Source organism: Novipirellula methanifontis (genome assembly GCF_052161655.1).
Taxonomy (GTDB): Bacteria; Planctomycetota; Planctomycetia; order Pirellulales; family Pirellulaceae; genus Novipirellula.
The window spans coordinates 5,950,784-5,976,155 of record NZ_CP197418.1; the positions used below are offsets into that span (position 1 = coordinate 5,950,784).

The window sequence follows — 25,372 nt, forward strand, 5'->3', positions numbered from 1 at the left end:
TCAGACATTTAGGGGCTATCCGCCCGCCATGGCGTTTCAGGTTATACTGCGGACGCATTGTTTGCCATCCGCTCCCCTACCAATCCACCCCTCACAGCGACTTTCATGATGACGCATTCTGCATCCCAAAACGCAAAGCCTCGCCAAACCGCAAACGCGACAAACGATCCAGCGGCCGAAAGTGCCTCGTCCGTACCGACACTGAATCGTCGGCAAACGGTGGCTGGATCGCTAGCCACTGTCGCTGCATTTGCCACGGGGGTTTCGCTAGTCGCGGAGAGTCAGGGAGCCGACGATCCGACACAGCAAACGGCCAAGCGAGCGACACCCCCAAAGAGCAACCCGATCGCCGTGTCGACCTATTCCTATTGGCGTTATCGCGACGACAGCAAATTGTCGATCGAAGAGTGCGTTGACCTGGCAGCCAACACTGGTTTCGATGCCGTCGAGATTTTACACGTGCAAATGCAAGACGAATCGAATGCCACGTTGCAAAGGATCAAACAGCGCGCATTCCGTCGCGGGATGTCGCTGTGCGGCTTCTCGACGCACCAGTCGTTTGTTTCGCCCGATGCCGCAAAACGTCAAGAAGCAATCGACCATACGAATCATTGCATCGAGCTTGCTTACGCGTTAGGGATTCCCACGATCCGCGTCAACACGGGGCGTTGGGGAACGTCGGGCAGCTTTGATGAGCTGATGAAAAACAAAGGCATTGAACCGCGACTGGACGGCTACAGCGATGACGATGGTTTCAAATGGGTTCGCGATTCGCTCGAGCAATGCTTGCCCACGGCCGAAAAGTGCGGCGTCGTTCTGGGACTCGAGAACCACTGGGGACTTGGCCGTACCGCTGACGGCGTTTTGCGAGTCGTCAATGAAGTCGATTCGCCCTGGTTGCGGGTTACGCTCGATACTGGAAACTTTCTCGAAAACCAATACGCCCAGTACGAGCAGCTCGCACCGGAGGCAGTCTTCGTGCAAGCAAAAACCTACTACGGGGGCGGCACTTGGTATACGCTCGACATCGATTACGCAAAAGTGGCGTCGATTTTAAAGGCAGCCAATTACCGCGGCTACATCTCGCTTGAATTCGAGGGCAAGGAGGCTCACGAAACCGCGATTCCTAAGAGTCTGGAGATGCTTCGCAAGGCGTTTGCGAACGCATAACCGCAAGCAAAGATCGCCTCCAGCTAGCGTGCTTGGGGAATCCCAACAATGCGTCTTGAAATTCGACTTGCCAACACTTTTGCGTCGAGATGTTCATCCATTGTGAACGTCTGTTGACTGGGCAACCTCTGGAATTCAATCGTCCCTAAGAACGAGATTCCATCGGACAAGGCGATCTTCATACGCAGTGGCCGATGCGCACGTACATGTTCCGTCGCGTGGACGGTTTCAAAGAGCAGGTCGTCACAGGCATATTTAGCGAAGCGACGAATTCCCCCACTGTTGTCAAACAAATCGATTTTGCACGCGTCTGCAAAATCAGGGACGACGAGTTGCACCAAAGATCCAAAATCATGATCGAGTGAATTCAGAAAATCGGGTGTCGCAAGCTGGTCTGACATGAAATTTAATGCGACGTTAAGTCCGTCGTCGGCTTTGTCCTGTCCATAAACGTCGACTTTCATCTTGTTGTCAGGAGCAATCGCTCTCATTCGCTTTGCAAATCGTTGATTGTGCAATTCCATAAACTCCGCCCTATTTTCTTCTTCGCCTGAAACGTGTTCGAGATCAAATTGTGTGTCGTGCGGATTGGCATCAACTTCCAAACGTCAAGGTATTTTCAAGTAGGCGTTGGATCTCGCCCAACTCGCGAGTCAACTCCATCACTCGCGGAGAGTACTTCGATTTGTCGTAATGCATCTGTACGCTCAACACACTGAGCTGTATTTCCAGCGATTCCATTGCCTCGGCAACACGGTTCAAGTCCTTGATCGCATCACTCGATAGCGACACGTTACTGCTATGTGAATACATCACTGGCTCCTACAAAGATGCGGGACGCACTATTTCTGCTTGCCCCAAATTGAATTTATATGACTTTTGTTCCTGTCGATTGACTTCAATCGACGGTACAAATGCCCCAATCATCGGTTTCCACCGCTCGCATCGAATGACAACATTAGACGTGTCAAGGTGGGATTGCCTGAGTTTCATCGGGGACGACCTCGTTCCCTCGGTTACCCCTTCTCGCGAACTCCCAACAATCGCTGTATTGACTGGCGTTGCGACGCTCGTGTGCCTGATTTTGATTGCCAGTGCATGGTCAAGCCAGGATAGAATCCCGAACTTTCGAATGGGGGAATCCCCTACTGAACATAAGTGCCGTGGTGTCTGCGATCCTGTGAGAAAACGCTACAATTGATTAGGAGATCGTTCGCCAAGGAAGTGATTTTCGTTCCGCCGACGCTGTGTGTGCTGGCAAAAATGGAGTGACGAAAAAACACCTTGCTAGCTAGGCACTTCATTTGGCACATCTAAGCCATTCTGCGGGCGTTCGCCGTGTGTGAACTTAGTTGAACTTGGCATCGGTTATCTGCAACCACACTCAAATGGAATTGAATTTTACGGGGTAACATCGAGGCGATGAATCGCAAAAAAAAATCATCGACTGCTGAGAAACAGGCAGATTCAGAGGATGATAATTCCCAGGACGATAATTCGAAGAAGCCGGCGGCGCGTTTTCCGATCGTGGGCGTAGGGGCCTCCGCAGGTGGATTCGAAGCACTGAGACTTTTGCTCGAAGCGATGCCTGATCGGCCCAATGTTGCTGTTGTGATTGTTCAACATCTGGCTCGAGACAAACCGAGTCTCGCTCCGGCGCTGTTGTCAAAGTACACGACGATGAAGGTCCGCCAAGTTCACGAAGAAATCGTAGTCCAACCCAACTGTGTCTACATCATTCCGCCAGGCCAATATCTTGAAATCGAGGCGGGGCGATTGAAATTGGCTGCAATGGAACCCTCGCGAACCGCCCCCATTGCCGTGGATCACTTTTTCCGAGCCTTGGCTAAGGATCAACACCGCTGCGCCGTGGGCGTGATTCTGTCGGGAACCGGCAGTGATGGCACGTTGGGTATCAAGGCGATTAAGGAGGCGGGAGGATTTGTGATTGCACAAGATCCCGAAACCGCCGAACACGCGGGGATGCCCGTCAGCGCTATTGATTCGGGGATGGTCGATCAAGTGCTTTCGCCGAAAGAGATCGTTGCCGCAATTACACGTTTTGCCGAGCACCCGTATCTACTGCAAAGCCAATTATCGACGCTGCCGGAGAATTCTGAGTCAGCAGAGGCTTCTTTAGAGGACGATCTTTCCTCGGACTCGCTCGGCGCGGTCATCTCGCTGTTACAAAAACATGCTCATCGCGATTTTCGCACCTACAAAGAAACGACGTTGTTGCGTCGCACGCGACGACGGATGTGTTTGCACCACATTGATCGCGTGGATCAGTATCTAAAATATCTCGATAGCCATCCAAGCGAAATCACCGCGTTATCGAAGGATTTGCTAATCAGTGTCACCGATTTTTTTCGTGATGCCGATGCCTGGGGCAAATTGGCGACGGAGATCATTCCAAAAATTGTGGCTTCGAAATCAAGCGAACCTGTCCGTGGTAACAATACAGATAACGATGATTCGATTCGCATTTGGATTGCTGGCTGTGCGACCGGAGAAGAAGCATACACGGTGTCCATGCTGTTTTTGGACGAAATAAGTAAGCAGCAAAAGACATGCGGACTTCAGGTGTTTGCATCAGACATCGACAAAGATGCATTGAACTTCGCCCGCGCCGGACGATATCCGCCCAGTATCCAGGCGGACGTGTCGCCCGCACGACTGAAACGGTACTTCGTCGCAGAGAGCGATGGAGATTATTACCGCGTAAACAAGACACTGCGTGAGGCAGTCGTGTTTGCGGATCAAGACATCATTTCGGACCCGCCATTTTCTCAGCTGGATCTGATTTGTTGTCGCAACGTGCTGATCTACTTAAAACCGGAAACGCAACAACAGGTGATGGCGTTATTTCACTTTGCACTGCGGCATGGCGGTTATCTGATGCTTGGCACCGCCGAAACCGTGGGACGCCAAGATGATTTGTTTGCGACGATCAGCAAACGTTGGCGGATTTTCCAACGCATTGGCCCGACACGGCATGATCGCGTCGATTTCTCGATCCCACCAGGGTATTCGCGACGTGAAGTTCCCACGAAGCCGCCGTTGTACCGACGCGATCGACAGATCACTCAGTTAATCCAAAAACGGTTATTCGACATCGTCGCACCACGCGCCATTTTGATCGATCGTCATTGGCAGATCCTATACATCAACGGGGATGTCAATCCCTTCTTGCAACACGCATCAGGGGTTCCGAGCGACGATCTGCTTGGCAAACTACGAAGCGAATTAAAGTCTCGGCTGCGGGATGGCGTTCGCAAAGCTTTTTCAGAAAAACAGGCAGTAAATCTGAGTTGTCTGTTGGACCAACAGGGAGCGATCGTCCCAGTCCCGATTGAGATTCGTTTACTCGATGACACGGAACACGACGAGGCGTTTGCGCTGATCATTTTTGGCGGAGAAGGCAATCATCCCGAATCAAAAAAAACAGATTTTCCCGAAACACAGTTGGTGATTGAGCCCCCTGATACAGAGCCCGCAATCGTCGCTTCTGACGACGAGATGTCAGCAACGATTCGCCACCTCGAAAACGAGCTAAATACGGTCAAAGACGAACTGCAGTCCTCGTTGGAGCAATTTGAGATCTCACATGAGGAGTACAAAGCATCCAACGAAGAGGTGATGAGCGTTAATGAGGAGTTGCAGAGTACAAACGAGGAGTTGGAAACCAGCAAAGAGGAACTGCAATCTCTCAACGAAGAACTTTCCACTGTCAATCAACAATTGGCATCGAAGATTGACGAACTCGAAACCAAACATGCGGACTTGGAAAACCTAATTTCCGCGACCGAAATCCCTACGATTTGTTTGGACAACGAGCTAACGATCCGCTGGTTCACCCCCGCGGCTCAATCCTTGATCCGAATGCGGCCTTCGGATCAAGGGCGTCCTCTTTGTGATCTTGCGAATGAATTCCGAGATGGTGATTTAGCCGGCGAATGCGAACATGTGCTGAGACAATTGAAACCGCTTGAAAGCGAAGTCTGTTGTCGTGATGGCCGGGTGTTCCTTCGGCGTATCCTGCCTTATCGATCTAGTGATCACGACGTCGGGGGTGTGGTGGTGACGATGTTAGACATCTCCGCGCGAAAACAACAGGAAGAAAAACTGCGAGCGAGTGAGGCTCAGTTACGCCACGCGTTACGCGTGGACGGTATCGGCATCTTATTTTTTGATGCGAAGGGGAGTTTGATTGATTGCAATGATTGGTTCTTGAAACGCACCGGATACACACGAAAGGAGGTTCAGACGCACACGCTGGAGCAGCTGAATCTTAATCCGCCACCTGAGTGGGCCCAGGTTGCATCGGAGCAGTACGATGAACTCGAAAAATCGGGACATCTGGGACCTTACGAGAAACAATTTGAATGCAAGAACGGTTCGGTGTTGTGGATGATGTTAGCTGGATATTCAAGAGCTGACGGCGCCATCGTCGCTCATTGCATCGATATCGGTGGACGAAAACGTATGGAAGCCGAGTTGCACGCGACGGAACAAAAACTTCGGCTTGCTTCCACCGCCGCCAACTTGGGCTACTATTCCTACGATGCCACGAACGAAATCCTTTCTTGGTCCAACGAATTGCGTACTGTCGCGCGAATCAAACCCGATGAGCCGGTCTCGTGCGACCGAGTCATGGAATTGATTTACGAGGAGGATCGCGAGCCGTATCTTGCTCATTTAGCCGACGTCCTCGCTAAGTGCGATGACAACGGCTATCGAGCTAATTTCAGAGTTGTCAATCCGACGGGGGAACTTCGCTGGATCGAAGATCGTGGCAAAGTCGTTTACGTGGAAAAAGAGGGCAAGCGATCGGCTCGCTTCGCAGTCGGCATGTGGATGGATATTACGGAGCGAAAGAATGCCGAGGAAAGTATTCGCGAGTTAAACCGAACACTTGAAGAGCAAGTACTACAACGGACCGAATTTCTCGACATTCTTCAAACTATTACGCGTGTCGCGAATGAAGCAAGAACTGTCGAAACCGCGATGCGGGCGGCTCTGCAGCGGATTGCAACGCACAACGGCTGGTTGGTCGGTCATTTGTGGCGACTCTGCAGTGACGGCAGTGGTCAAATGGAAAGTTCAGGGCTTTGGCATATCCGAGAAGATGCGAAAGCACGACTGTCCCACTTGCATGACTTCTGTGAACGGCGTGGCCAAACGCGATTCACGCGTGGCGAAGGCTTGATCGGCGCGGTGATGCAGACGGGCGAGCCCCAATGGGTCGAAGATGCGTCGCTCGATTCAGCGCTGCATCGCATTTCGGAGCTCGGCTTTCACGCGGCCATCGCCTTTCCGATCACCGTGGACGGTGAAGTCGTTGCGATCATGGAATTCCTTTCGGATAAAGTTATTTCGCAGCACGATCGTTTTATCGAAATCCTGCCTGATGTGGGGATTCAGCTAGGTCATGTGATTGCTCGGAAACGTCTCGAAGAAGTCGTTGCCGAGATGGCAGTGATCGAGCAACAGCGGATTGGTCGAGAATTACATGATGGGATCGCGCAACAATTGACCGGGGGCGCGTTAATCGCAGAATCACTGCGTCGCAATTTGCCAGCCGAGATGGAATCTCAACTCGAAAACGTGAAACACCTTAGTGATATTCTAAAACAAACCCATCAAGACGTCCGCCGACTGTCTGACGGGCTTTTGCCCAATTCCATTGATTCGGTTGAGTTGTTAGCGGGGCTGCAAGGTCTTGCCTCGGAAACAACAAGGCGGTTTAACGTACCCTGCGAAGTGGAAGCCCCACAGTTTGACGAGTCGTATATCACCAACGACGCGGTCGCATTTGTGATCTATCAAATTGCCTGTGAAGCGGTGCACAACGCAGTCAAACATGCCGAAGCGAACCGAATCCGGCTTACTCTGACGACTACCAAAGATCAATTTTGCATGAGCATCCGTGATGATGGGATTGGCATCTCGGAACGACAAAACAAATCGCACACCAATGGATTGCGCATTATGCGTTATCGCGCCGAAGCTGCAGGAGGGAATCTCGATATCGATTCGGTTGCAAGCGAGGGAACATCTGTTAAACTCAATATTCCTCACCGGAGTTGTCAATCATGAACAAAACACTGTCCTCCATCGCACGGATTGTGGTGGTGGACGATCACGGCATTGTCCGTTTTGGCTATTCCCAACTCATCAATCAAGAACCCGACATGGATGTTTGCGGCATGGCTAGCGGCGAACAAGAAGGGTACAAACTTCTGACGCGTGAATCCCCCGATCTCGCGATTATCGACTTGTCACTAAAAGAGGGGAGCGGACTGGATCTGATTCAATCGATCATCAAAACGCTTCCACAACTGAAGATATTAGTGATCTCGGCCCATGATGAAAGTTTGTACGCACACCGTGTCTTGGCAGCCGGAGCACGCGGGTATATCAACAAGGAAGAAGCTCCCGAGAAATTAATCGAGGGCATTCACGCACTGCTTGATGGAGACTTTTTCTTCAGCGAATCGGTGACCAAAACACTGATTCGGGGGCGTCTTGGGAGCGTCAAACCGGCGATCATGCAGGGGCTTGAATTGTTGACCAATCGCGAATTGCAAGTGTTTGAACAGATTGGTCATGGGCAAAGCACTCGTGAGATCGCTGATGCCCTGTTTTTGAGCGTAAAAACAATCGAACGACACAAGGAAAACATCAAAAGCAAACTTCACATCGAGCATGCGACCCAATTGGTCCAGCATGCCACGCAATGGGTCATGAATCGCGGCTATTAATCGCGGAAAGGTCGTGCGATCAACGTCCGATGTCTCTAGTTTCGTAGCGGCACGGAGCAGGCCTGGACTGCTAAAGCTTTGGTGTTATCGTCGGATATTGGACGTGGGTTTTCTTCCGGCCTTTACCGCAGTTACCTCTCCACCGACGAAGAGACTGCTGAAATAGTCTTTTTCAAACGTTTGCCGTGATGCCCGCTCTCACCGCGACAGGGTAGCAGTCACGCGTCACCTCGCCCGGCGAAGCTGCTCGTTGTACCGCACATCACGGGTGTCCGGCGACTGGCTATCGGAGTGGTTGCGTAGATTCTGAGCTTGTCTTTTCGAACTTGATGGCGAATGATTCCTGCCTTGATGTTCGCGCTGGTGCTGCGAACGACGGAGGCATGGTGCACGGAGGTGCGTTTCATGGGTGCGGTTGATCTTTTTGAAGAATTACAAGCGGCTCAGTTTGGCGACACTCGCTTAAATCAGCGTGCTATCGGAATCGCTCAACGACTTGAGCAGAACCCCAACGCGAGTATCCCAACGGCGATGAAGACCAAGAAGGAGCTTGAGGCGTGCTATCGGTTCTTCGATAACGTAAAGGTGACGCCCGAGAGAATCTTGCAGTCGCATGTCGAAGCAACGTACAAGCGGATTGCCGATGCAGACTTAGTATTGTGCGTGCAAGATTCATCTGAAGTCGACCTAACTCGTCCCAATCAACAAGTTGAAGGTGCCGGGCCTACGGACTGCGAATCACGCCGCGGTGTGTTCTACCATCCAGTGATCGCATTCAATTTCGACGCCGTCGCTCTCGGGATTATCGGGCAAAAAAGCTATGTTCGTAAGCCCCTCAGCACGCTCAACCCTTCTCAAAAAGTAGATCAACGACGCAAAGCTCCGATCCAAGAGAAGGAAAGTATTCGCTGGCTCGAAGGTCTGCAGATGACCAACCAGGCGGCGTTAGCTTGTCCTGAAACTACTTGTGTCTGTGTTGGTGACAGTGAATCGGACATCTACGAACTCTTTGTCGCGCAGTTGCAAATCCAAACCCCCAATCTGCATCTCTTAGTGCGTGCAGGGCAGAACCGAAATACAACGCAGAAGGATGACTGGAAGGATCAAGTTCGTGCCACCGCCAAGATCGGCGAACAGACGATCAACATCCGCGCCCGAACAGCGAAGGTCAACGTAGGTGCGTCGGCGAGAAATCGTTCTCGCGATGCAAGAACCGCTCAGATTGAAATACGCAAGGCAACTGTTGAGGTAGCTCGTCCTGTACACGCAAGCTGCGACTTACCTGCTAGCGTTAGCATGAATGTCGTTCTTTGCGAAGAGATCAATGTGCCAGAGGGTGAAGATCCGATTTGCTGGATGCTGGTGACCACATTACCCATTCAGACCGATGAAGAGGTGCAGCGAGTGATTCGCTCGTACTGTATTCGTTGGCAAATTGAAGTCTTCTTTAAAACATTAAAGTCTGGCTGCCGAATCGAGCGCCGGCGTTTCGAAGAGATCAACCGGGTTAAGAACTGCCTGGCGTTCTACAGCCTCGTCGCTTGGCGTTTGATGTATATCTGTCACATGGGGCGGGAATGCCCTGATGTGGAGTGTGAGATCATATTCGAACCGAGCGAATGGAAAAGCGTTTACACGATTCTCGGCATCGAACATCCTCGAACCGGTTGCCCACGATTAGGAGATGTTGTTCGTGCGATCGCTCGCTTGGGCGGCTTTATTGACCGTCCCAAGAATGATCCTGGTACTCAAACTTTGTGGATCGGAATGCAGCGATGCTACGACCTGTCCAACGCATGGAACGCTTTTGGCCCAGGAGCCAAAAAAATTTCAGCAGGCTAGAATGTGTAGTACAACGAGGGCGAAGCTGGGAGAGGTCCAGCGGGCCCTTTAGGCCTCGTTCGGGTGAGGGCCGACCGCGCACCACAGCGTGCAGTGGCCTCGACTTGCTCGGTCGGCCCTCACCCGAGCATCGCTGAAGGCTTTGCTCGACCTCTCCCAAACTGCGTTTGGGAGAGGTGACAGTACGTTTGCGCAACGTCGGATTTTAATTCAGCAGTCTCACGAAGTTGGTGGAGAGGTGGCAGAAAACCAGCGCAACTAAAAATCACGTCAATACCAAAGTTTTAGCGGCACGGCGTGAGCCGCCCGGTCGTAGCGAGTAAAAACGTTCGATTGAGAACCGGCAGCTCGCGTCGCTCCGTGGCTCGGCGTTTGTTTGGTATTACGCTGTCCCGCCAGACTCGCGTCCGAGTTTCGAGCTTCGTGGTGACACTAAGCAGTTAGGCAGGGGGCTTTCAGTAAATTGGCCGTTTTGGCGCTAGCCACGGTTCCGACGCAGAACCGGGGCTAGCGCCCAAACGGCAAACGGGATTTCACCCAATGATTCCTGCCTACCTGTATTATGTTTTAAAAGTTTATGACATTCGCGTTGTCATCCCGACTCATCTCGCAGTGTAAAATCGGAACTTGAACGTCCTGCGAATCCGGAACGTTCTCTTTCGGGTTCGACATACCTCTCGCTGGCGAGATCTGCTGATGCGTCCTCTGTGTTGCTATTTATTGATTGCGACCTTCGTTGCCTTGCTGGGGCATGCTTCCACGATCGAGGCGGCGGAACCGGCGGCTCGCTCAACGCAAATTACCTTGCTGCCTGATCTTGATCGTGCGATTCACGATGCCATGCAGTCACGCGAATTTGACGCTGCGGTCAAACTGATTGACAAAACGCTCGATGACAAAGCGACAACTGCCGCTGATTATCTGCAATATCTGAAAGCGAACGCTTTGGCTGAATCCGGCGCTCATGACGAAGCCATCTCCGCTTATGAAACGCTCGAAAAGCAATATCCCGACAGCACCTGGGTGCCTCGGTCTCGGTTTGGCCGCGCCCACGTGATGGTACTGCGTCACCAATACAATGACGCGGGTGCAGTCTATGCCGCCGAAGCGGAACGTTTGCTCTCGCGCGGTCGCAAAGACGAACTTGCCAAACTGTATCTGGAGTTTGCCGATCGTTACTTCGAAGGCATTGCTTCGGATGATCCTTCGAAGTTGAAAAAGCCAGACTACAAACAAGCACTCACCTATTACATCGAAGCGGTGAAACTTGGCCCGTCGGCCTCGCTGCGACAAACGATTGAATTCCGCATCGCCCGTTGCCAGGAAGAATTGGAATCTTATGGAGCGGCGGGTTTAGCCTACCAAGAGTTTTTGAAAAAGTATAAACGTGACGACCCGAAATCAGACGCGGCGGCGGCGATCACCGTTGCCGAAGCGACATTTCGGCTGGGCGATGTCGAGCTGAAACTCGGTAAAAATGTAGAGGCACGCAAAACCTGGCAGGATTTTTTGAGTTCATGGAAAGCGGTTGATGCGGGTGAAGACACCGTTGCCATTGACGAATACCTTGCTCGCGCGGAATACGAAGTAGCCCACACGTATGGTCTTCCGACCCCAGCTTCGATTCGCGATTTAGAATTAGCGACCACTGCGGCGGAGCGGTTTCTAAGTCACCATCCCGAACACGAACTCGCCTCGAAAGCAGAGCTGGAAATCGCACAAGGCTTTGCGCACCATCGTCGCCACACTCAAGCGGCTGAACGCCTCGAATCCTTGGTCGACACCCCTGCTTATGCCGATACCCCTGAAGTCGCCGTTGCACGTCAAATGCTCGGTCAACAGTACTTGGCGCAAGAGAAGTTCGATGAAGCGATTGCCGCCTGGAGAGCTTTTCTGGAAAACCACCCCGCGGACCCTCATTGGCCTGAAGTCCAAAAACGGATCGTCGATACCGAATTTGCCAAGGCTGCATACGCGAAGAAGCAGGAAAAGTACGGAGAGGCTCGTGATTTGTGGACCACGTTTCTGAACAAACATCCGCTCGATGCACGCGCTGCGAAAATCTTGTTGACGCTTGGTGAAATGAAGTTGTCCGAGGCAGCGGAATTGCACAATCAACGTGTTGCCAAGGTGATCGAAGATGGCAAGTCGGCCCAGTCCGTTGACCTAGACAAACAGACCAAGCAGCTTTTCCAAGACGCGATCTCCGATTGGCGACGCGTGGTCAACAAATACCCCGATACGCGTGAAGCGTCCAGTGCTTCGTTGATGATCGGCATCACTTTGGAGGAACGGCTCGGGAAACTGAAGGAAGCGCTCGAAGCCTACAAACAGGTCGGAAATAGCGTCCACGCCGCAAAACGCATCCGCCGCCTGACATCGCCCACGCTGCAGATTGTCACGGAACGCAAATTCCGCAGCGACGAAAAGCCGCGAATCAAGTTAACCACACGCAACTTGGAAAACGTGACGGTTAAAACCTATCGCGTCGACATGATCGACTATTTCCGCAAAATGCATTTGGCCAGCGGGATTGAAACACTCGATATCGCGTTGATCGATCCCGACTCGCAATTTGTTCACAAAATCGAAAACAGCGAGCAGTACAAACAGGTCGAAGGGGATATCGAAATCCCCGTAGATGGCCCATCGGTTACCGCGGTTACGGTATCAAGCGACAAACTCGAAGCGACCACGATGGTGGTCGTCAGCGACATCGATATCATCGTGAAATCATCTCGCAATGAATTGTTCCTGTTCGCCGAAAATATGCGGCTAGGCAAACCTGCCGCCGGGGTCAGTGTGCTGATGAGCGATGGCGACAAGGTGTTTGCCGAAGAAATCACCGGTGACGACGGCATTTTGCAAACGCAGTTGAGCGAACTTCGGTCGATCAAGGATTTGCGTGTGTTCGCGGTCCAGGAAGGCCACATGGCGTCGACTGTCACCAATTTGAACGGGCTCGATTTCGCTGTCGGGCTGACGCCGCGAGGATACTTGTATACCGACCGCCCTGCGTACCGCAGCGGACAACTTGTCGATATCAAAGGTGTTGTGCGCTGGGTCGATCAAGATCGCTACACCTATAAAGCAGGCGAAAAGTTTAAACTCGATGTCTATGATTCGCGTGGACGTCAATTGCAATCAAGTGATGTTTCACTTGGCGACTTTGGCACGGTCAGCGGAAATATTCTGCTTCCGAGCACGGCGACACCCGGCGACTATCGCATCCATTTGCACCGCTTCACTTCGGGGGAATCGGATCGCGTCGGAACCTTGTCGTTCGAGACAAAGTTTAAAGTCAGTGAGTACAAACTCGAGCCAGTCCAGCTTTCAGTCGAACCGGAAAAACAAGTTTATCATCGTGGTGAAACCATTCGAGCCACGGTGCAACTGAAGTACTACTACGGCACACCGCTGGCAAACGAATTGATCCGCTATCGCTTTGGCAACGATGCAGCGGTTTCTGAAGGCGAAACCGACAAACAGGGCAAACTATCGATTGAGTTTGACACGACCTCGTTTGACGAATCGCAACCACTTCGTTTGACGGTTGAAAACCCACAGCGAAATCTGACTACGACACACACGGTGTTTCTGTCGACGCGTGGATTTGAAATCGCAGCCTCATCGACACGGGATGTGTTCCTGAATGGCGAATCATTTGAAACGCTTTTCAAAGTTTCTGACCCTGCCGGGAAACCGATCGAAACACCGCTGAGTGTCGAAGTTTTCATGCAAACCGTCACCGATGGTCGCCCGGGCGAGAAACTCGTCGACAGCCATGATCTTGCCAGCGACGATGGCGAGGCCCGGCTAACGCTGAACCTTGATGAACCAGGCATCTACGTGATTCGCGCCACGGGGATCGATCAGTTTGAAAGCAAAATCAGCGGCGAGAATCGAATCCGCATCTCCGGCGACAAGGACACCACGCGACTGAGAATCCTGGCGGATCGTCACCGCTACCAGGTTGGTGATAAAGCGGCAGTGAATCTGCATTGGCGTGAGGCACCGTCGCTGGCACTGCTGACATTCGAGGGTGCATCGATTCTTGATTATCAACTTGTCACGCTTGCCTCGGGCGACAACAAAATCGAGCTGCCAATGAAATCATCGTTCGCGCCCAATGTCTTTTTGTCTGTTGCGGTGATGACTAAGAATCAGTTTCACTCGGCGCAGAGCGAGTTTCGTGTATCGCAAACGCTGCAGATCGCGATGAAACCACATTCACGACAATTGAAGCCGGGTGACGACTTGACCGTCGAAATCACGGTGACTGATCCACAAGGCAATCCGGTCAAGTCCGAGCTATCGTTGGGCTTGGTGCAAACGAACCTGCTCAACACATTTAGCAACGTTCAGGATGCAATCGAAGCATTCTTTTCCGAGGGAATCCGCCGCACTGCGGTACGGCAGAGTACAAGTTGCACATTCACTTATCGCCCGACAACACAAAATGTCAGCGAATCATCGTTGGCGGAAGCGGAACGTGTGGAAATATTAGAGCGTGAGACCCGCGCACTCGCCGATTTAAGCGGACGGATGATGCCGCCGACTGCAATGCACGATCGGAGACTCAATGCAGCGGTTCCCATTGTTGGCGACTTTGCCCTAAATACGGATTGGATGATGGATGGGGGCGAGGTCAATCTTGATGCGATTGTGAGCTCCGATGTCGACAATGATATGGATGGACTTAGTCAGTCAAATGATCCGTTCGGTGCGATGGATGATCCATTCGGTGGGGAGGTGCAACAATCCGAGCTCGGACAAGTTCCGTCTTCGCAAGTATGGCAGTCGCTTTCTCGTCGTCGTTTGTCCGTCAGAGGTTCCAGTGAATCAACAACAGGGTATGCCGTTCAAGCGAATATCCCCCAGGCTGCGAACGCACCGATGGACCAAAACGCACAATTGTTCTTTGATCAATCGCCGGTATGGCGTGTTGTTCCGCAAACAGAATACTTTGACATCTCCGCGATCCAAAACCTCAACCCAAACTCGATGGTCAATGGAGTGACCGCCGATGGGGCATTCATTGTGCTGAAAGGACGAGCCGATATAGAACAGAAAATTCGTGAACTCGGGTTCCAGTGGTTGCCCACGATGGCACACGCTGAAACGGCGTTCTGGGATCCAACGGTGGTCACCGACGACGACGGCCACGCGACCATCACCATCACGATGCCTGCGAAATCAACGGCATGGCGTCTTACCGCGACAGGCATCAACACGGAAACACTCGCCGGCGAAGCGAGCGAGGATGTAATTACCAAACGAGACCTGTTTGGGATCCTTAAAACGCCCCTTGCCTTTACCGAGGGCGACAAGACGAAACTGCCCATCGAAATCCATCATGGACCCGGCGGCAAACGATCAGTATCCGTTTCGCTGAAAACGACCTTTGGCGACCCGTCTACAACCGATTCCAAATCCGTTTCCCAAACGAAAGTCATGGAAATCGATGGCGAGGGGATTCAGAAATTGTCAATCCCGATCGAAATTGAATCCGCGACGAGCGTGACGTTTGAGTTGACAGTCACTTCGGACGGTGAACCCGATGACGTCACAAGCGAAGTCGTCGCGGTTCGACCATTTGGATTCCCGGTGTTCCAAACCGCTAGCGGTACTTCGTCGCAAAACACTGTCGCGCTCATTGGACTGGACAAAAATCAGCCCACCGAAAGTTCCTCGTTGGAAATCCTGATTGGCCCGAGTGTCAATCGATCGTTGTTAGAAAGCGTCCTCGGAAGCAGCCCGAATGCGTTGTTCAACTGCGGCTTACCCTCGGCAAGTCCAATCGAACGTGCCATATCTGACGCAATGGGTGGCACGGCCTTGCTGAAGATGATTGGCCAATCAAGAGACTCGGACACGCCCGAAGGTCAAGCGTTGTCGGGTCGCGTTGCCTCGGCCGTCACACAACTCGTCTCGGCGGCACGCGAGCAAGGCGGTTGGTCATGGTCGGGGAATCCTGATGCCCAAGCCGCTGATCCCTATTTGTCATCACGTGTGATGTGGGCCCTTCATTTCGCTCGTAGCATTGGATTCTCCGTACCCCAAGCGACGGTTGAAAAGGGCAAAGCCTATTTACAGACGGCGTTTACCGAGACGGATTCGAGTGACCTCGATCGACAAACCGTTCTATTACATGCGATGGCAGTCTCGAAATGCGGCGATTTCTCGCTCGCCAATCGACTGTATCGCGAACGCAATCGATTGAGTCTCTCAGGGTTGATCCACTTAGCACTGACGCTCGCCGAAATGAACCACAAAGAGATGGGGCTCGAAATTTTGCCGCTCGTCAAAATTCCTGGCGGTGATTCGCAGCTCAGCGATGAGGATCGCGTCACGGTTTTACCCTGGATGCGGAATGTGACTGAGTTGCAAGCGATCTATTTGTTGGCTCTGCAAGAAATGGATCCTCAAAATCCGAATGTGGCGAAGATGACTGAGTCGTTATTGTCCGCTCGCGTTGGATCGCGTTGGCCAATCGAAAAAGTAAACGGACCTGCCATTACCGCTTTGGCGAAATGGAACGCTGCGGTGGACAATGCTTCGGAGCCTTTTGAACTGACGCTCACTGTCAACGATCACGAACTCGAAATTTTGGCGATTGATCCTCGTAAAGACGCCACGCGTCGCATCGTGGTCGATGAAAGTTTGCTGAGCCACGAAAAGCCCAATCGGATCGAATTCAATTTGGTCGGACGTGCCACTTTCAGCTACTCTGCCGTTTTAACGGGCTTCGTTTCAGCGGACAAAATCAAGAGTTCAACAAAACAGTGGACCGTCAGTCGCATCTACGAACCCGCTCAAAAACAACTCGACGGCCGCGACGTGCCACGTGGCTTTGACGTTATCAACGGCAGCTACCGTTCGTTCACTAACGCGTTGACTCAATTGCCGGTGGGCCAGCGAGGTGTCGTCACACTCAATCCACGTCGACACTACGTTACCAACCGTACCGGCGAAAAGTACGACTATCTCGTGCTAACCGAACCGATTCCAGCGGGATGTTCGGTGTTGGACGGTTCCGTGTCAGGACAATTTGAACGGTTTGAGATTGAGCCGGGCCAAATCACGTTCTACATCGGAGATCGAAATTATCCTTCGGATATCAAATACACTTTGGTGGGCAGTATCCCTGGGAACTTTCGTGCTCCCCAGTCGATTCTGCGTAGCTTCTACGAACCTTCGCTGTTTTCCATCTCGGAAGTCAAAGCTCTCGAAGTGCTCGATGTCGGCGAGGCGTCAGTGGATGAGTATCGATTGACTCCCGACGAACAGTACTATTTCGGCAAACACGCATTTGAGAATGCCGACTTTGACGCGGCGCATCGCTATTTGACGGAGCTGGTCGAAAATTGGCAACTTGATGCCGACAAACTCAAGAACGCGACGCAGTGGTTATTTGCTTCGTCACTAAAACGAAAAAGTCACAGTGACACCGTCAAATACTTTGAAGTGCTAAAAGAGAAATTCCCAGACGTTGAAATTTCGTTTGAGGATATTTTAAAAGTGGCCAAATCGTATCGCGAACTTGGCGAATATGAACGCAGCTACTTGGTGTACCGAGCGACGGTTCAAGCCAGCTTTGAACGTGAATCGCAAGTCGCCGGTTTTTTAAACGAACGAGGAGAATTCGTGCGTAGTGTGCAAGTGATGGAACGGTTGCTGCATGACTATCCCGCCGAAGCCTATGTTGCCACGGCGACGTATGCGTTGGCTCAGGAAACGTATCGACGCGCCGCTAAAGCAAGTGAAGATGCCAAGTTGAAATCGGCTGAGATAACGCGAGTGCACTTGATTCATGCGGCAATCAAGATGCTCGATCACTTTGTCACGACTTGGCCCAAGGATCCCGCAGACGATCAAGCGAGTTTCGCATTGGCAACGGCCATGATCGATCTAGAACAGTTCGAGTTCGCGATCGATCGCTGTGAAAAATACGCTCAGCGTTATCCGCAAAGTCGACTGCTCGATTCGTTTTGGTACATCATTGGGTATTGCCATTTTGAACTCGAACATCCCGAAGCGGCGCTTCAGATGTGTCGCAAAGTTGCCGAGGCGACTTTCCCCAATCCCGATACCGGCGGCACCCGAGTTGCCGACAATCGCTGGGAAGCGACCTATATCATGGGCCAGGTCTATCACAGTTTAGGCGATGCCGCCGATGCGATTGCAGAATACACCAAGGTCAAAGAGCGGTTCGCTGACGCTGCCGAAGCGATCCGCTTTTTTAATCGCAAGGCGGTCGAGCTCGATGAAGTTACCACGATCAAGCCCGACGATCCTAAAACGGTCGAGTTGCGTTTTCGCAACATTGCGGAAGCGGTCGTGAAGGTCTACCGAATCGATCTGATGAAGTTTGGATTATTGCAACGAAACTTGGACCGCATTACAGCAATCAACTTGGCCGGAATCAAACCGTATCACGAGGCCACGGTCGAATTGGGGGATGGACGTGATTTTCGTGATCGTGAAAAGGCACTCGAGTTGCCGCTCAGTGATGAGGGAGCCTATTTGATTGTGTGTCGCGGCGAGAACCTGTATGCCTCGGGATTAGTTTTGGTGAGCCCGCTGGAACTTGTCGTGCAAGAAGACGCCACATCAGGACGCGTCCGGGTCAGTGTCAATGACACAACGAGTGACCAATTTCTTAACAACGTTCATGTGAAGGTCATCGGTTCGGTGAACGATGAATTTGTTTCGGATGATTCGGACCTGCGTGGGTTGATGATCGCCGACGACATTAAGGGCACCAGCACCGTGATTGCGGCTCATCAAAACAATCAATATGCGTTTTATCGAGGCAAGGTCGATCTGCAATCTGCGATCGCCGCAGCGAACACATCCCCTGCATCGGGTAATGCTTCGGGCAATGCGTCGGCCGAGGCCGCCCCAAACGCCACGGCTGGAAAGAAGCCGCAGAGTAAAGGCAAAGCCGGGCTGCGAGACAACCTGTTCCGGCAAAATTCGATTTACCAGGAAGAACAGCAGCTGAATTTCGAAGGGCTGCTCAATAACGAGCGTCGCGGCATTACGACAAAAGAGGCTTACAAGTAAAAGTTGAACGTTTAATGGCCTTTTTGGTAGCAGAGCGGCGCGACCCCAATGCCATCTACTTTAGTAGCGGTCCAGGCTTACGCCACCGGCATGGGATGTGTCGGCCTCCGGCTTAAGACTGCAAATCACGCAATCTATAAATCGCACGTCCTCCGGCACTTCAAAATAACGCAACTTCAAAACTTACGATTCAGGTTAGAATTCTTCCAACGCCGGTTGCACTGCTAAAATACAGCGGATCGTCAAATGTCGCTCGTGCTATTTCACCGCTCTACGTTAGAATCGTTACGCTAGAATGACGTTCACATTCTTTGCTCCTCACCCCCTTTCAGACATGAATTCCGCGATGCCAACCCGTTTGCTCGTTTTGTTTGCGATCTTTACCGCAACGCTTCACGTTTTCGATTCGGTTCACTGTTCACAATTGGTTGCCGAAGACGCTGTTTTGACTTTCGACCGTGACTCGGTAGCGACGTCTCACAAACTCGAAACGCACGAACTGGGCGATACCCGCAACGTGTTGCGGTTCGGTAACGTGATTCTTGCGGGCCAACCCAACCAAGATCTGTTCTCGGAATTCAAGCAGCGGGGAATTACTACCGTGCTGACGCTCCGCGAACCGGTCGAATTGGAATGGGACGAAAAACAGGTTACCGAGGCGGCGGGGCTGCGTTTTTTCCAGCTGCCCGTTCAAGGCCCCGACGATCTCAGCCCAGAGATGTTCGACAAAAGTTTGGAAATCATTCGTACAGCGAAGGACGACGCGAAGGTCTTGGTGCATTGTGCGGCGGCCAGTCGTGTCGGAGCGGTATGGATGGCGCACCGCATCATCGATGGCAAATTGAGCGTGGATGAAGCACGCAAAGAAGCTCGACAAGTCGGACTGCGAGCTCCCGTCATGGAAGCAAAAGTGCTCGAATATGTAAAGGCAAAACAAGCCGCCGAATCGGATAAGTCAACGAAATAGACGCCTCAATAGGGGTGCGGTCGCCACAGGCGGCAGGGTAATTTTTTCAAGCCGGAACGGTGCAAACCCAATGTACGCGGCCCCATCGTTTGGCGTACACTGAGCGTCGATCGAGCCCCTTTGCGGGCAGCCCGATCGCTGGCAACCCGTTTGCCGGCAACGACAAATGGATATCACCCCGCTCAAGGAATTTGAAATATGAATCGATGGATGTTGCTCGCCGCCGCTGTTTTCGTGATGAGTTTCCCCAGCATGGCGTTGGCCCATCCAGGTCATGGCCCCGCCAACCACGGTGTTTCTGAACACGCGATGGGTGGATTGACTCACGGCTTAACGCATCCGTTGACGGGAATTGACCATTTGTTAACGCTGATCGCTGTCGCTCTGATCGCGGTTCGCATCGGGGGACGTGCGATGTGGGCCGTTCCTGCCGCATTTTTGGCAATGGGATCAATCGGGGCATCCGCAGCTTCGCTTGGCTGGAGCGTGCCGATGGCCGAAGCGATGATTATTGGGTCAGTGTTGGTCGGCGGACTGACTTTGGCGTCACGACGTACCGCACCGACGTTTTTATTGAGCGTGATCTGCGGATTTGGCCTGTTCCACGGCTATGCTCACGTGATCGAAATGGTGGGCACGGTCACTGTCGCGTTTTACTCGATTGGGTTGATGGCAACATCGCTTGGCATGATCGTAATCGCGATGATGGCAGCGAAATCAGCACAACGACTCGGTTCGACCGAGACGTTCACCAAAGCTTGCCGCATCGTTGGCGGATCGCTCACCGTCGCAGCGATCGCAATGATGCTGGTCTAAAAGTGGGATAGGCTTCTAGCCTGTAATTGTCCCATTCCTGTTGAATCCTCCTGTAGCGAAACTCGCCAAGAGTTTCGGATCGTTTGGCAAACACGACGAAACTCTCTGCGAGTTTTGCTACCTTAAAACACACCGATGACAGGCTGGAAGCCTATCCCACATTCGTTTACGCGATGATCTCGTTAACCACGCGTGATGGTTTGGTCAGATTGGACAGACGCTGATTGGCACCCTGCGTCGGATACGTCAGACGCATATGGTCGACGCCCATCAAATGCAGCAGTGTCGCGTGCAGATCGTGAGGCGACACTTTGTCGACGACCGCTTCGTATCCGATCTCGTCGGTCTCGCCAAGCGTAAAACCGCTCTTCACTCCACCGCCGGCCATCCAGATCGTGAACGCGCCGGGATTGTGATCGCGACCGACGAGTTTCATTTCTTTGCCGTTGCGATTTTCCCGCATCGGCGTGCGGCCAAACTCGCCGCCCCAGACGACAAGCGTATCTTCGAGTAACCCACGCTGCTGCAGATCTTTTAGCAATGCGGCGATTGGCTTGTCCGTCTCGCGGCAACGGTCCGAAAACCCTTTGTTAATCGCTTCACTCTCAGCCGCCCCGTGCGAATCCCAACCCCAGTGAAACAGCTGGATAAAGCGAACGCCACGCTCGGCCAATCGACGGGCCAGTAGGCAATTGTTGGCAAACGCCTCCTTGCCCGGCTCGACCCCATATGCATCGTGCACGCTTTTGTCTTCTTGGCTCAAGTCAAATGCATCGGTCGCCGAAGTCTGCATCCGGAATGCCATCTCGTATTGTGAGATGCGAGTCAGCGTTTCCGCATCGCCATATTCTTCGTAAGCACGTCGATTGAGTTTCTCGATCGCATCGAGAGTCGTTCGTCGCTCTTGGCGAGTCGAACCATCGGTGTTTGACAGGAACAATACGGGATCGCCTTGCGAACGACATTGCACCCCTTGGTACACCGAAGGCAGATAACCGGATCCCCAGACGCTCTTACCCGCCGACGGCATCCGCCCGCCTGAAACAAGCACGATGAAGCCGGGCAAGTTGTCGTTTTCGCTGCCGAGCCCATACGTGGCCCACGCCCCCATGGAGCCCGCGCCGAGCGTTTGATTGCCCGTCAACATCAACAACTGTGCGGGTGCGTGGTTGAACTGAGTCGTGTACATCGACTTGATGAAACAAACTTGGTCCGAGACCGTTTTGAATTCCGGGAATCGGTCGGACACCCAGTTGCCCGCCTCACCGACTTGTTCAAAAGGAAACTGCGGCCCGAGCATTTTTGGAACGCCTTGGATAAATGCAAACCGCTTGCCCTCCAAAAAGGAAGCCGGAGTATCCATGCCATCAAACTTCGCCAATTCCGGCTTGTAATCAAATAAATCCAGCTGGCTGGGAGAGCCGGCCATGTGCAAATAGATAATCCGTTTTGCTCGCGGGCGAAAATGCAATCCACCCTCCAGACTCGGATTGCCCGCTTTGCCATTGGCAAGCGACGCGTCGGCTGCTCCGGCGGACTGGGCGCCCATCCAGGCCGAAGCCAAACCAAGTCCGCAGCCGCCCAAAAAGTGACGACGGGTGCTGGCGTGCAATCGCTGCAATTCAAGCTCTTGATGTAAATTCATTGTTCGATGACTCATTTTGTGATCGCCAAATCGGAATTCAAAATCGCCAATGCGACGATGCCTAGTGGGTCCAGCTTGGCTGGCATGCTTTTCGCCGCCGTAGAATCTTGCGCCTTCGTTTCACTCTCTGATGTTTCGTTCGTTACTGTTTCATCGGTTGCTGGTTCACGCACGGCTGCTTCTTCCACGGTTGCTCGTTGCGTCAGCAAGGTTTCGCACAGCATCATCAAATCCGCAAGATCTTCTTCGCTTGGCTCGCGGCTAATCACACGTACGTAAATCTCGCGAATGAGATCGCGTGGTGTCGCTGACGGTTTAGCACTTGTATCTGCTTTAGCACGGTCGGCGATAAACTGTGCCAACTCGGTATAGACTTCGCTGTTTAGCGTCACCAATGCCTGCAGCGGTGTGTTGGTCGCGATTCGCCGTGGACTACAAATATCACGGTTCGGCGTATCGAACATGACAAACCCAGGATAGGGACTGGTCCGTTTCCAATACGTATAGACACCACGCCGGAAGCGATCTTCTCCCTCGGCAGCCTTCCACGCGGCACCCGAATAAACTTGCTGCCAAACCCCGTCCGGCTGCGGAGGCATAACGCTCGGGCCTCCCATTTGGGACGCCAATTTTCCGGATGCGACGAGCGCTTGGTCTCGCACCATCTCGGCGGTCAAGCGAGTGCGTGGGCCTCGAGCGAGCAACCGGTTACGCGGATCTTTCTCTTTACGTTCCGCATCGACTCGGTTGTCTTGTCGATAGGTTGCCGAAAGCACCAATTCCCGCAACAGCGATTTTAGACTCCACCCGAGATCGCTTTGCATTTGTGAGGCAAGAAAATTCAACAGCTCGAGGTTCGAGGGCGGCTCGCCACTGACACCAAAATCTTCGAGCGTCTCCACGATTCCGATTCCGAACAATTCGTTCCAAATCCGATTCACCCAAACTCGCGAAGCCATCGGGTTGTCACGAGAGACCAGCCACTGAGCGAACTCCAGGCGGTTGGTCACCTGAATCGGCTTGCCATCCGCTGCGATTTGAAAGACATCGGGGATCTTGGGCTCGACTACGTCGCCGCGGTCAAGCCAGTTGCCACGCAGGAACAATCGAGTTTCGCGTGCCGCATCGAGAACACGGTCTTGCATGATCGGCAGCGACGGCCCTTTGAACTTGCTCATTTCACGACGAAGCGAGTCAACCGTTTCTCGCTGTTTCGCGTACGCCTCATTCTTGCCAAGTTCGCTAAGTGATGGGGTTGCCGAGAACTCGACCTTGAATCGACGCAAGTGGTTAGAGAGTCCGCCCGTGACCGACGCACTCTGATTCAACTTTAATTCGAGCGTTTCGGATTCGCCAAGCTGCAACGGTTCGGTGAGAGTAACGACAACCCAGCGGGGTTCGAAAATTTTTGGGTAGCCTCCAAATCCTTCCGATCCTTTTTGCAACATTTTCTCAACCGGGTTCGCGCCCGCTCGATAGTCAGGAATGACCGCATCGAGTTTTACCGGCGTGGATTTGCCTTCTTTCCCTATGACGGCGACTTCCAGATGGGAAAGCACGCTTCCCTGTTCGGGCCACTTGGCCGGATCATCGGATTCCGGCCGGATTGTGAAACGCAGCGCCGTGATTGACGATACATCACTCGACAATTTGTAGGTGCTGCCCACCGCAACCGTTCCGCCGATCACACGGACTTCATCGCCGACCTTTCCGATCGTGCCCGTGGTCGATTCGAGTTCATTGATCGGCAGCAATTCCCACTGGGATTGACCGGCCACCGTGTGCGAGAGTGAATCGAGAGCCTTCTCGGCCTCGTTCAGCTCACGCCCGGTCCTCACGAAATCAACACGTAATTGCTTGTCACTGAGATAAGGGATCGCTGGTTTTTCGTGATCCAAGTCCGCATCTTCACTATTGTTGAATAGCGACAACCCGGCATAGAACTCGTCATGCTGGTAAGGTTCGTAGGGGTGAGCATGGCACTGGACGCATCCGAAGGTGGTCGCTTGCCAAGTCGTCCAAGTGGTGCTGAGACGATCGATCACCGCGGCAATGCGGAACTCTTCGTCATCGGTCCCGCCTTCGGTGTTGGTTTGTGTATTGCGGTGAAACGCGGTCGCCACGAGGTCGTCAAAGGACGGATCGGGCATCAGATCGCCTGCGAGTTGTTTAATCGTGAATTCGTCATATGGCATGTCTTGGTTGAACGCTTCAATCAACCAATTGCGGTACGGCCACATTTCACGATGCGGGTCTTTTTCAAACCCTTTCGAGTCGGCATAGCGAGCCAAGTCCATCCACATCGAAGCCCAACGTTCACCAAAATGAGGCGACGCCAACAAACGCTCGACTTCTTGTTCGTAAACGAGTTCACGGTCCACTTCGTGTTGCGATTTCGACAATTGCTCGACGAACGCATCAAGCTCTTCGAGCGTCGGTGGCAGCCCGATCAAATCGAACGAAACACGGCGCAACCATTGTTCCGGTTCGGCTTCACGAGTAGGTGACAAATCGTGCTGCCGCAGTGAACTGTAAATAAAGTGATCCAACGGCTTGTTAGCCCATGCGATCGATTGGTCGCTTTCGGGAATCGAGGGGGCCACCAGCGGCATCCGCGACCAATGGTCTTCCCATTTAGCGCCCTGTTGGATCCAGCGACGAATCAGCTCAATTTCTCGCTCGCTTAAACCATCGGGATGTTCGTCGGGCGGCGGCATTCGGTCATCAGGATCGTCCGAGATGATGCGTTGAAACAAAACCGACTCATCCGGATCTCCCGGTTCAACCACCCAACCGTCAGGCGGCAAAATCGAATCGGCGTAGACGAACGAGATGTCGCCGGCCTGCTTTACGCCGCCGTGGCAACCAGTACACGATTTTGCAAAAATCGGCTGAATGTCGTGTGCAAAACTCGGGTTTTCGGGGATCGGCAGGGCACCCTTCGAATCGTCGGCGACTGCCAAGCCGAATGGCATCATTATCAGCAGCAATAAGGTCAACCGAACCACTTTAATCAAGGTGGGCTGGTAATCAGTTGATTTACGAAGCTGTGATTTTTGTTGTGGAAATTGCATGCTGGCTATTGTAGCTCATCACGCC

11 protein-coding genes are annotated in these 25,372 nt (G+C 52.7%); 7 read left to right on the plus strand and 4 right to left on the minus strand.

Going from position 1 to position 25,372, the window contains the following annotated elements; all coding sequences use genetic code 11:
• Nucleotides 1-105 precede the first annotated feature (105 nt).
• Nucleotides 106-1,170: a sugar phosphate isomerase/epimerase family protein gene (locus tag SH528x_RS21475; RefSeq protein ID WP_442505504.1), complete on the plus strand. Its 1,065-nt coding sequence runs from the start codon at nucleotides 106-108 to the stop codon at nucleotides 1,168-1,170.
• Nucleotides 1,171-1,193: 23 nt separating this feature from the next.
• Here the strand turns inward: SH528x_RS21475 and SH528x_RS21480 are convergent, their stop codons facing one another.
• Complete coding sequence (locus tag SH528x_RS21480) at nucleotides 1,194-1,661, minus strand: hypothetical protein (RefSeq protein ID WP_442505505.1); 468 nt, start codon at nucleotides 1,659-1,661, stop codon at nucleotides 1,194-1,196.
• 103 nt (nucleotides 1,662-1,764) lie between these two features.
• Nucleotides 1,765-1,983 carry a hypothetical protein gene (locus SH528x_RS21485; RefSeq protein ID WP_442505506.1) on the minus strand — a complete coding sequence of 73 codons (219 nt, stop codon included), beginning with the start codon at nucleotides 1,981-1,983 and terminating at the stop codon, nucleotides 1,765-1,767.
• A gap of 609 nt (nucleotides 1,984-2,592) precedes the next feature.
• On the opposite strand from SH528x_RS21485, the gene SH528x_RS21490 reads away from it, so the two are divergent.
• The 6 genes from SH528x_RS21490 to SH528x_RS21515 all read left to right on the plus strand — a co-directional run bounded on the left by SH528x_RS21490 (nucleotide 2,593) and on the right by SH528x_RS21515 (nucleotide 20,628).
• Nucleotides 2,593-7,269 carry a chemotaxis protein CheB gene (locus SH528x_RS21490; RefSeq protein ID WP_442505507.1) on the plus strand — a complete coding sequence of 1,559 codons (4,677 nt, stop codon included), beginning with the start codon at nucleotides 2,593-2,595 and terminating at the stop codon, nucleotides 7,267-7,269.
• On the plus strand, nucleotides 7,266-7,934 hold the full coding sequence (locus SH528x_RS21495; protein ID WP_442505508.1) for a response regulator transcription factor: 669 nt from the start codon (nucleotides 7,266-7,268) through the stop codon (nucleotides 7,932-7,934). The genes SH528x_RS21490 and SH528x_RS21495 overlap by 4 nt, the downstream gene beginning before the upstream one ends.
• A 336-nt stretch (nucleotides 7,935-8,270) precedes the next feature.
• Nucleotides 8,271-9,776 (plus strand): IS4 family transposase, encoded by a 1,506-nt coding sequence (locus SH528x_RS21500; RefSeq protein ID WP_442505509.1) that lies wholly within the window; start codon nucleotides 8,271-8,273, stop codon nucleotides 9,774-9,776.
• A gap of 696 nt (nucleotides 9,777-10,472) precedes the next feature.
• Nucleotides 10,473-18,845 (plus strand): tetratricopeptide repeat protein, encoded by an 8,373-nt coding sequence (locus SH528x_RS21505; RefSeq protein ID WP_442505510.1) that lies wholly within the window; start codon nucleotides 10,473-10,475, stop codon nucleotides 18,843-18,845.
• Between the two features lie 334 nt (nucleotides 18,846-19,179).
• The gene (locus SH528x_RS21510; protein WP_442505511.1) at nucleotides 19,180-19,812 is read left to right on the plus strand and encodes a phosphatase domain-containing putative toxin; all 633 of its coding nucleotides are present in this window, start codon (nucleotides 19,180-19,182) and stop codon (nucleotides 19,810-19,812) included.
• A gap of 198 nt (nucleotides 19,813-20,010) precedes the next feature.
• Nucleotides 20,011-20,628, plus strand: a complete 618-nt coding sequence (locus SH528x_RS21515; RefSeq protein WP_442505512.1) for a HupE/UreJ family protein — start codon at nucleotides 20,011-20,013, stop codon at nucleotides 20,626-20,628.
• A gap of 166 nt (nucleotides 20,629-20,794) precedes the next feature.
• On the opposite strand, the gene SH528x_RS21520 is transcribed toward SH528x_RS21515, so the two are convergent.
• A complete protein-coding gene (locus SH528x_RS21520; protein WP_442505513.1) occupies nucleotides 20,795-22,288 on the minus strand; it encodes a DUF1501 domain-containing protein in 1,494 nt (497 codons plus the stop codon).
• On the minus strand, nucleotides 22,285-25,347 hold the full coding sequence (locus SH528x_RS21525; RefSeq protein ID WP_442505514.1) for a PSD1 and planctomycete cytochrome C domain-containing protein: 3,063 nt from the start codon (nucleotides 25,345-25,347) through the stop codon (nucleotides 22,285-22,287). The genes SH528x_RS21520 and SH528x_RS21525 overlap by 4 nt, the downstream gene beginning before the upstream one ends.
• Nucleotides 25,348-25,372 lie beyond the last annotated feature (25 nt).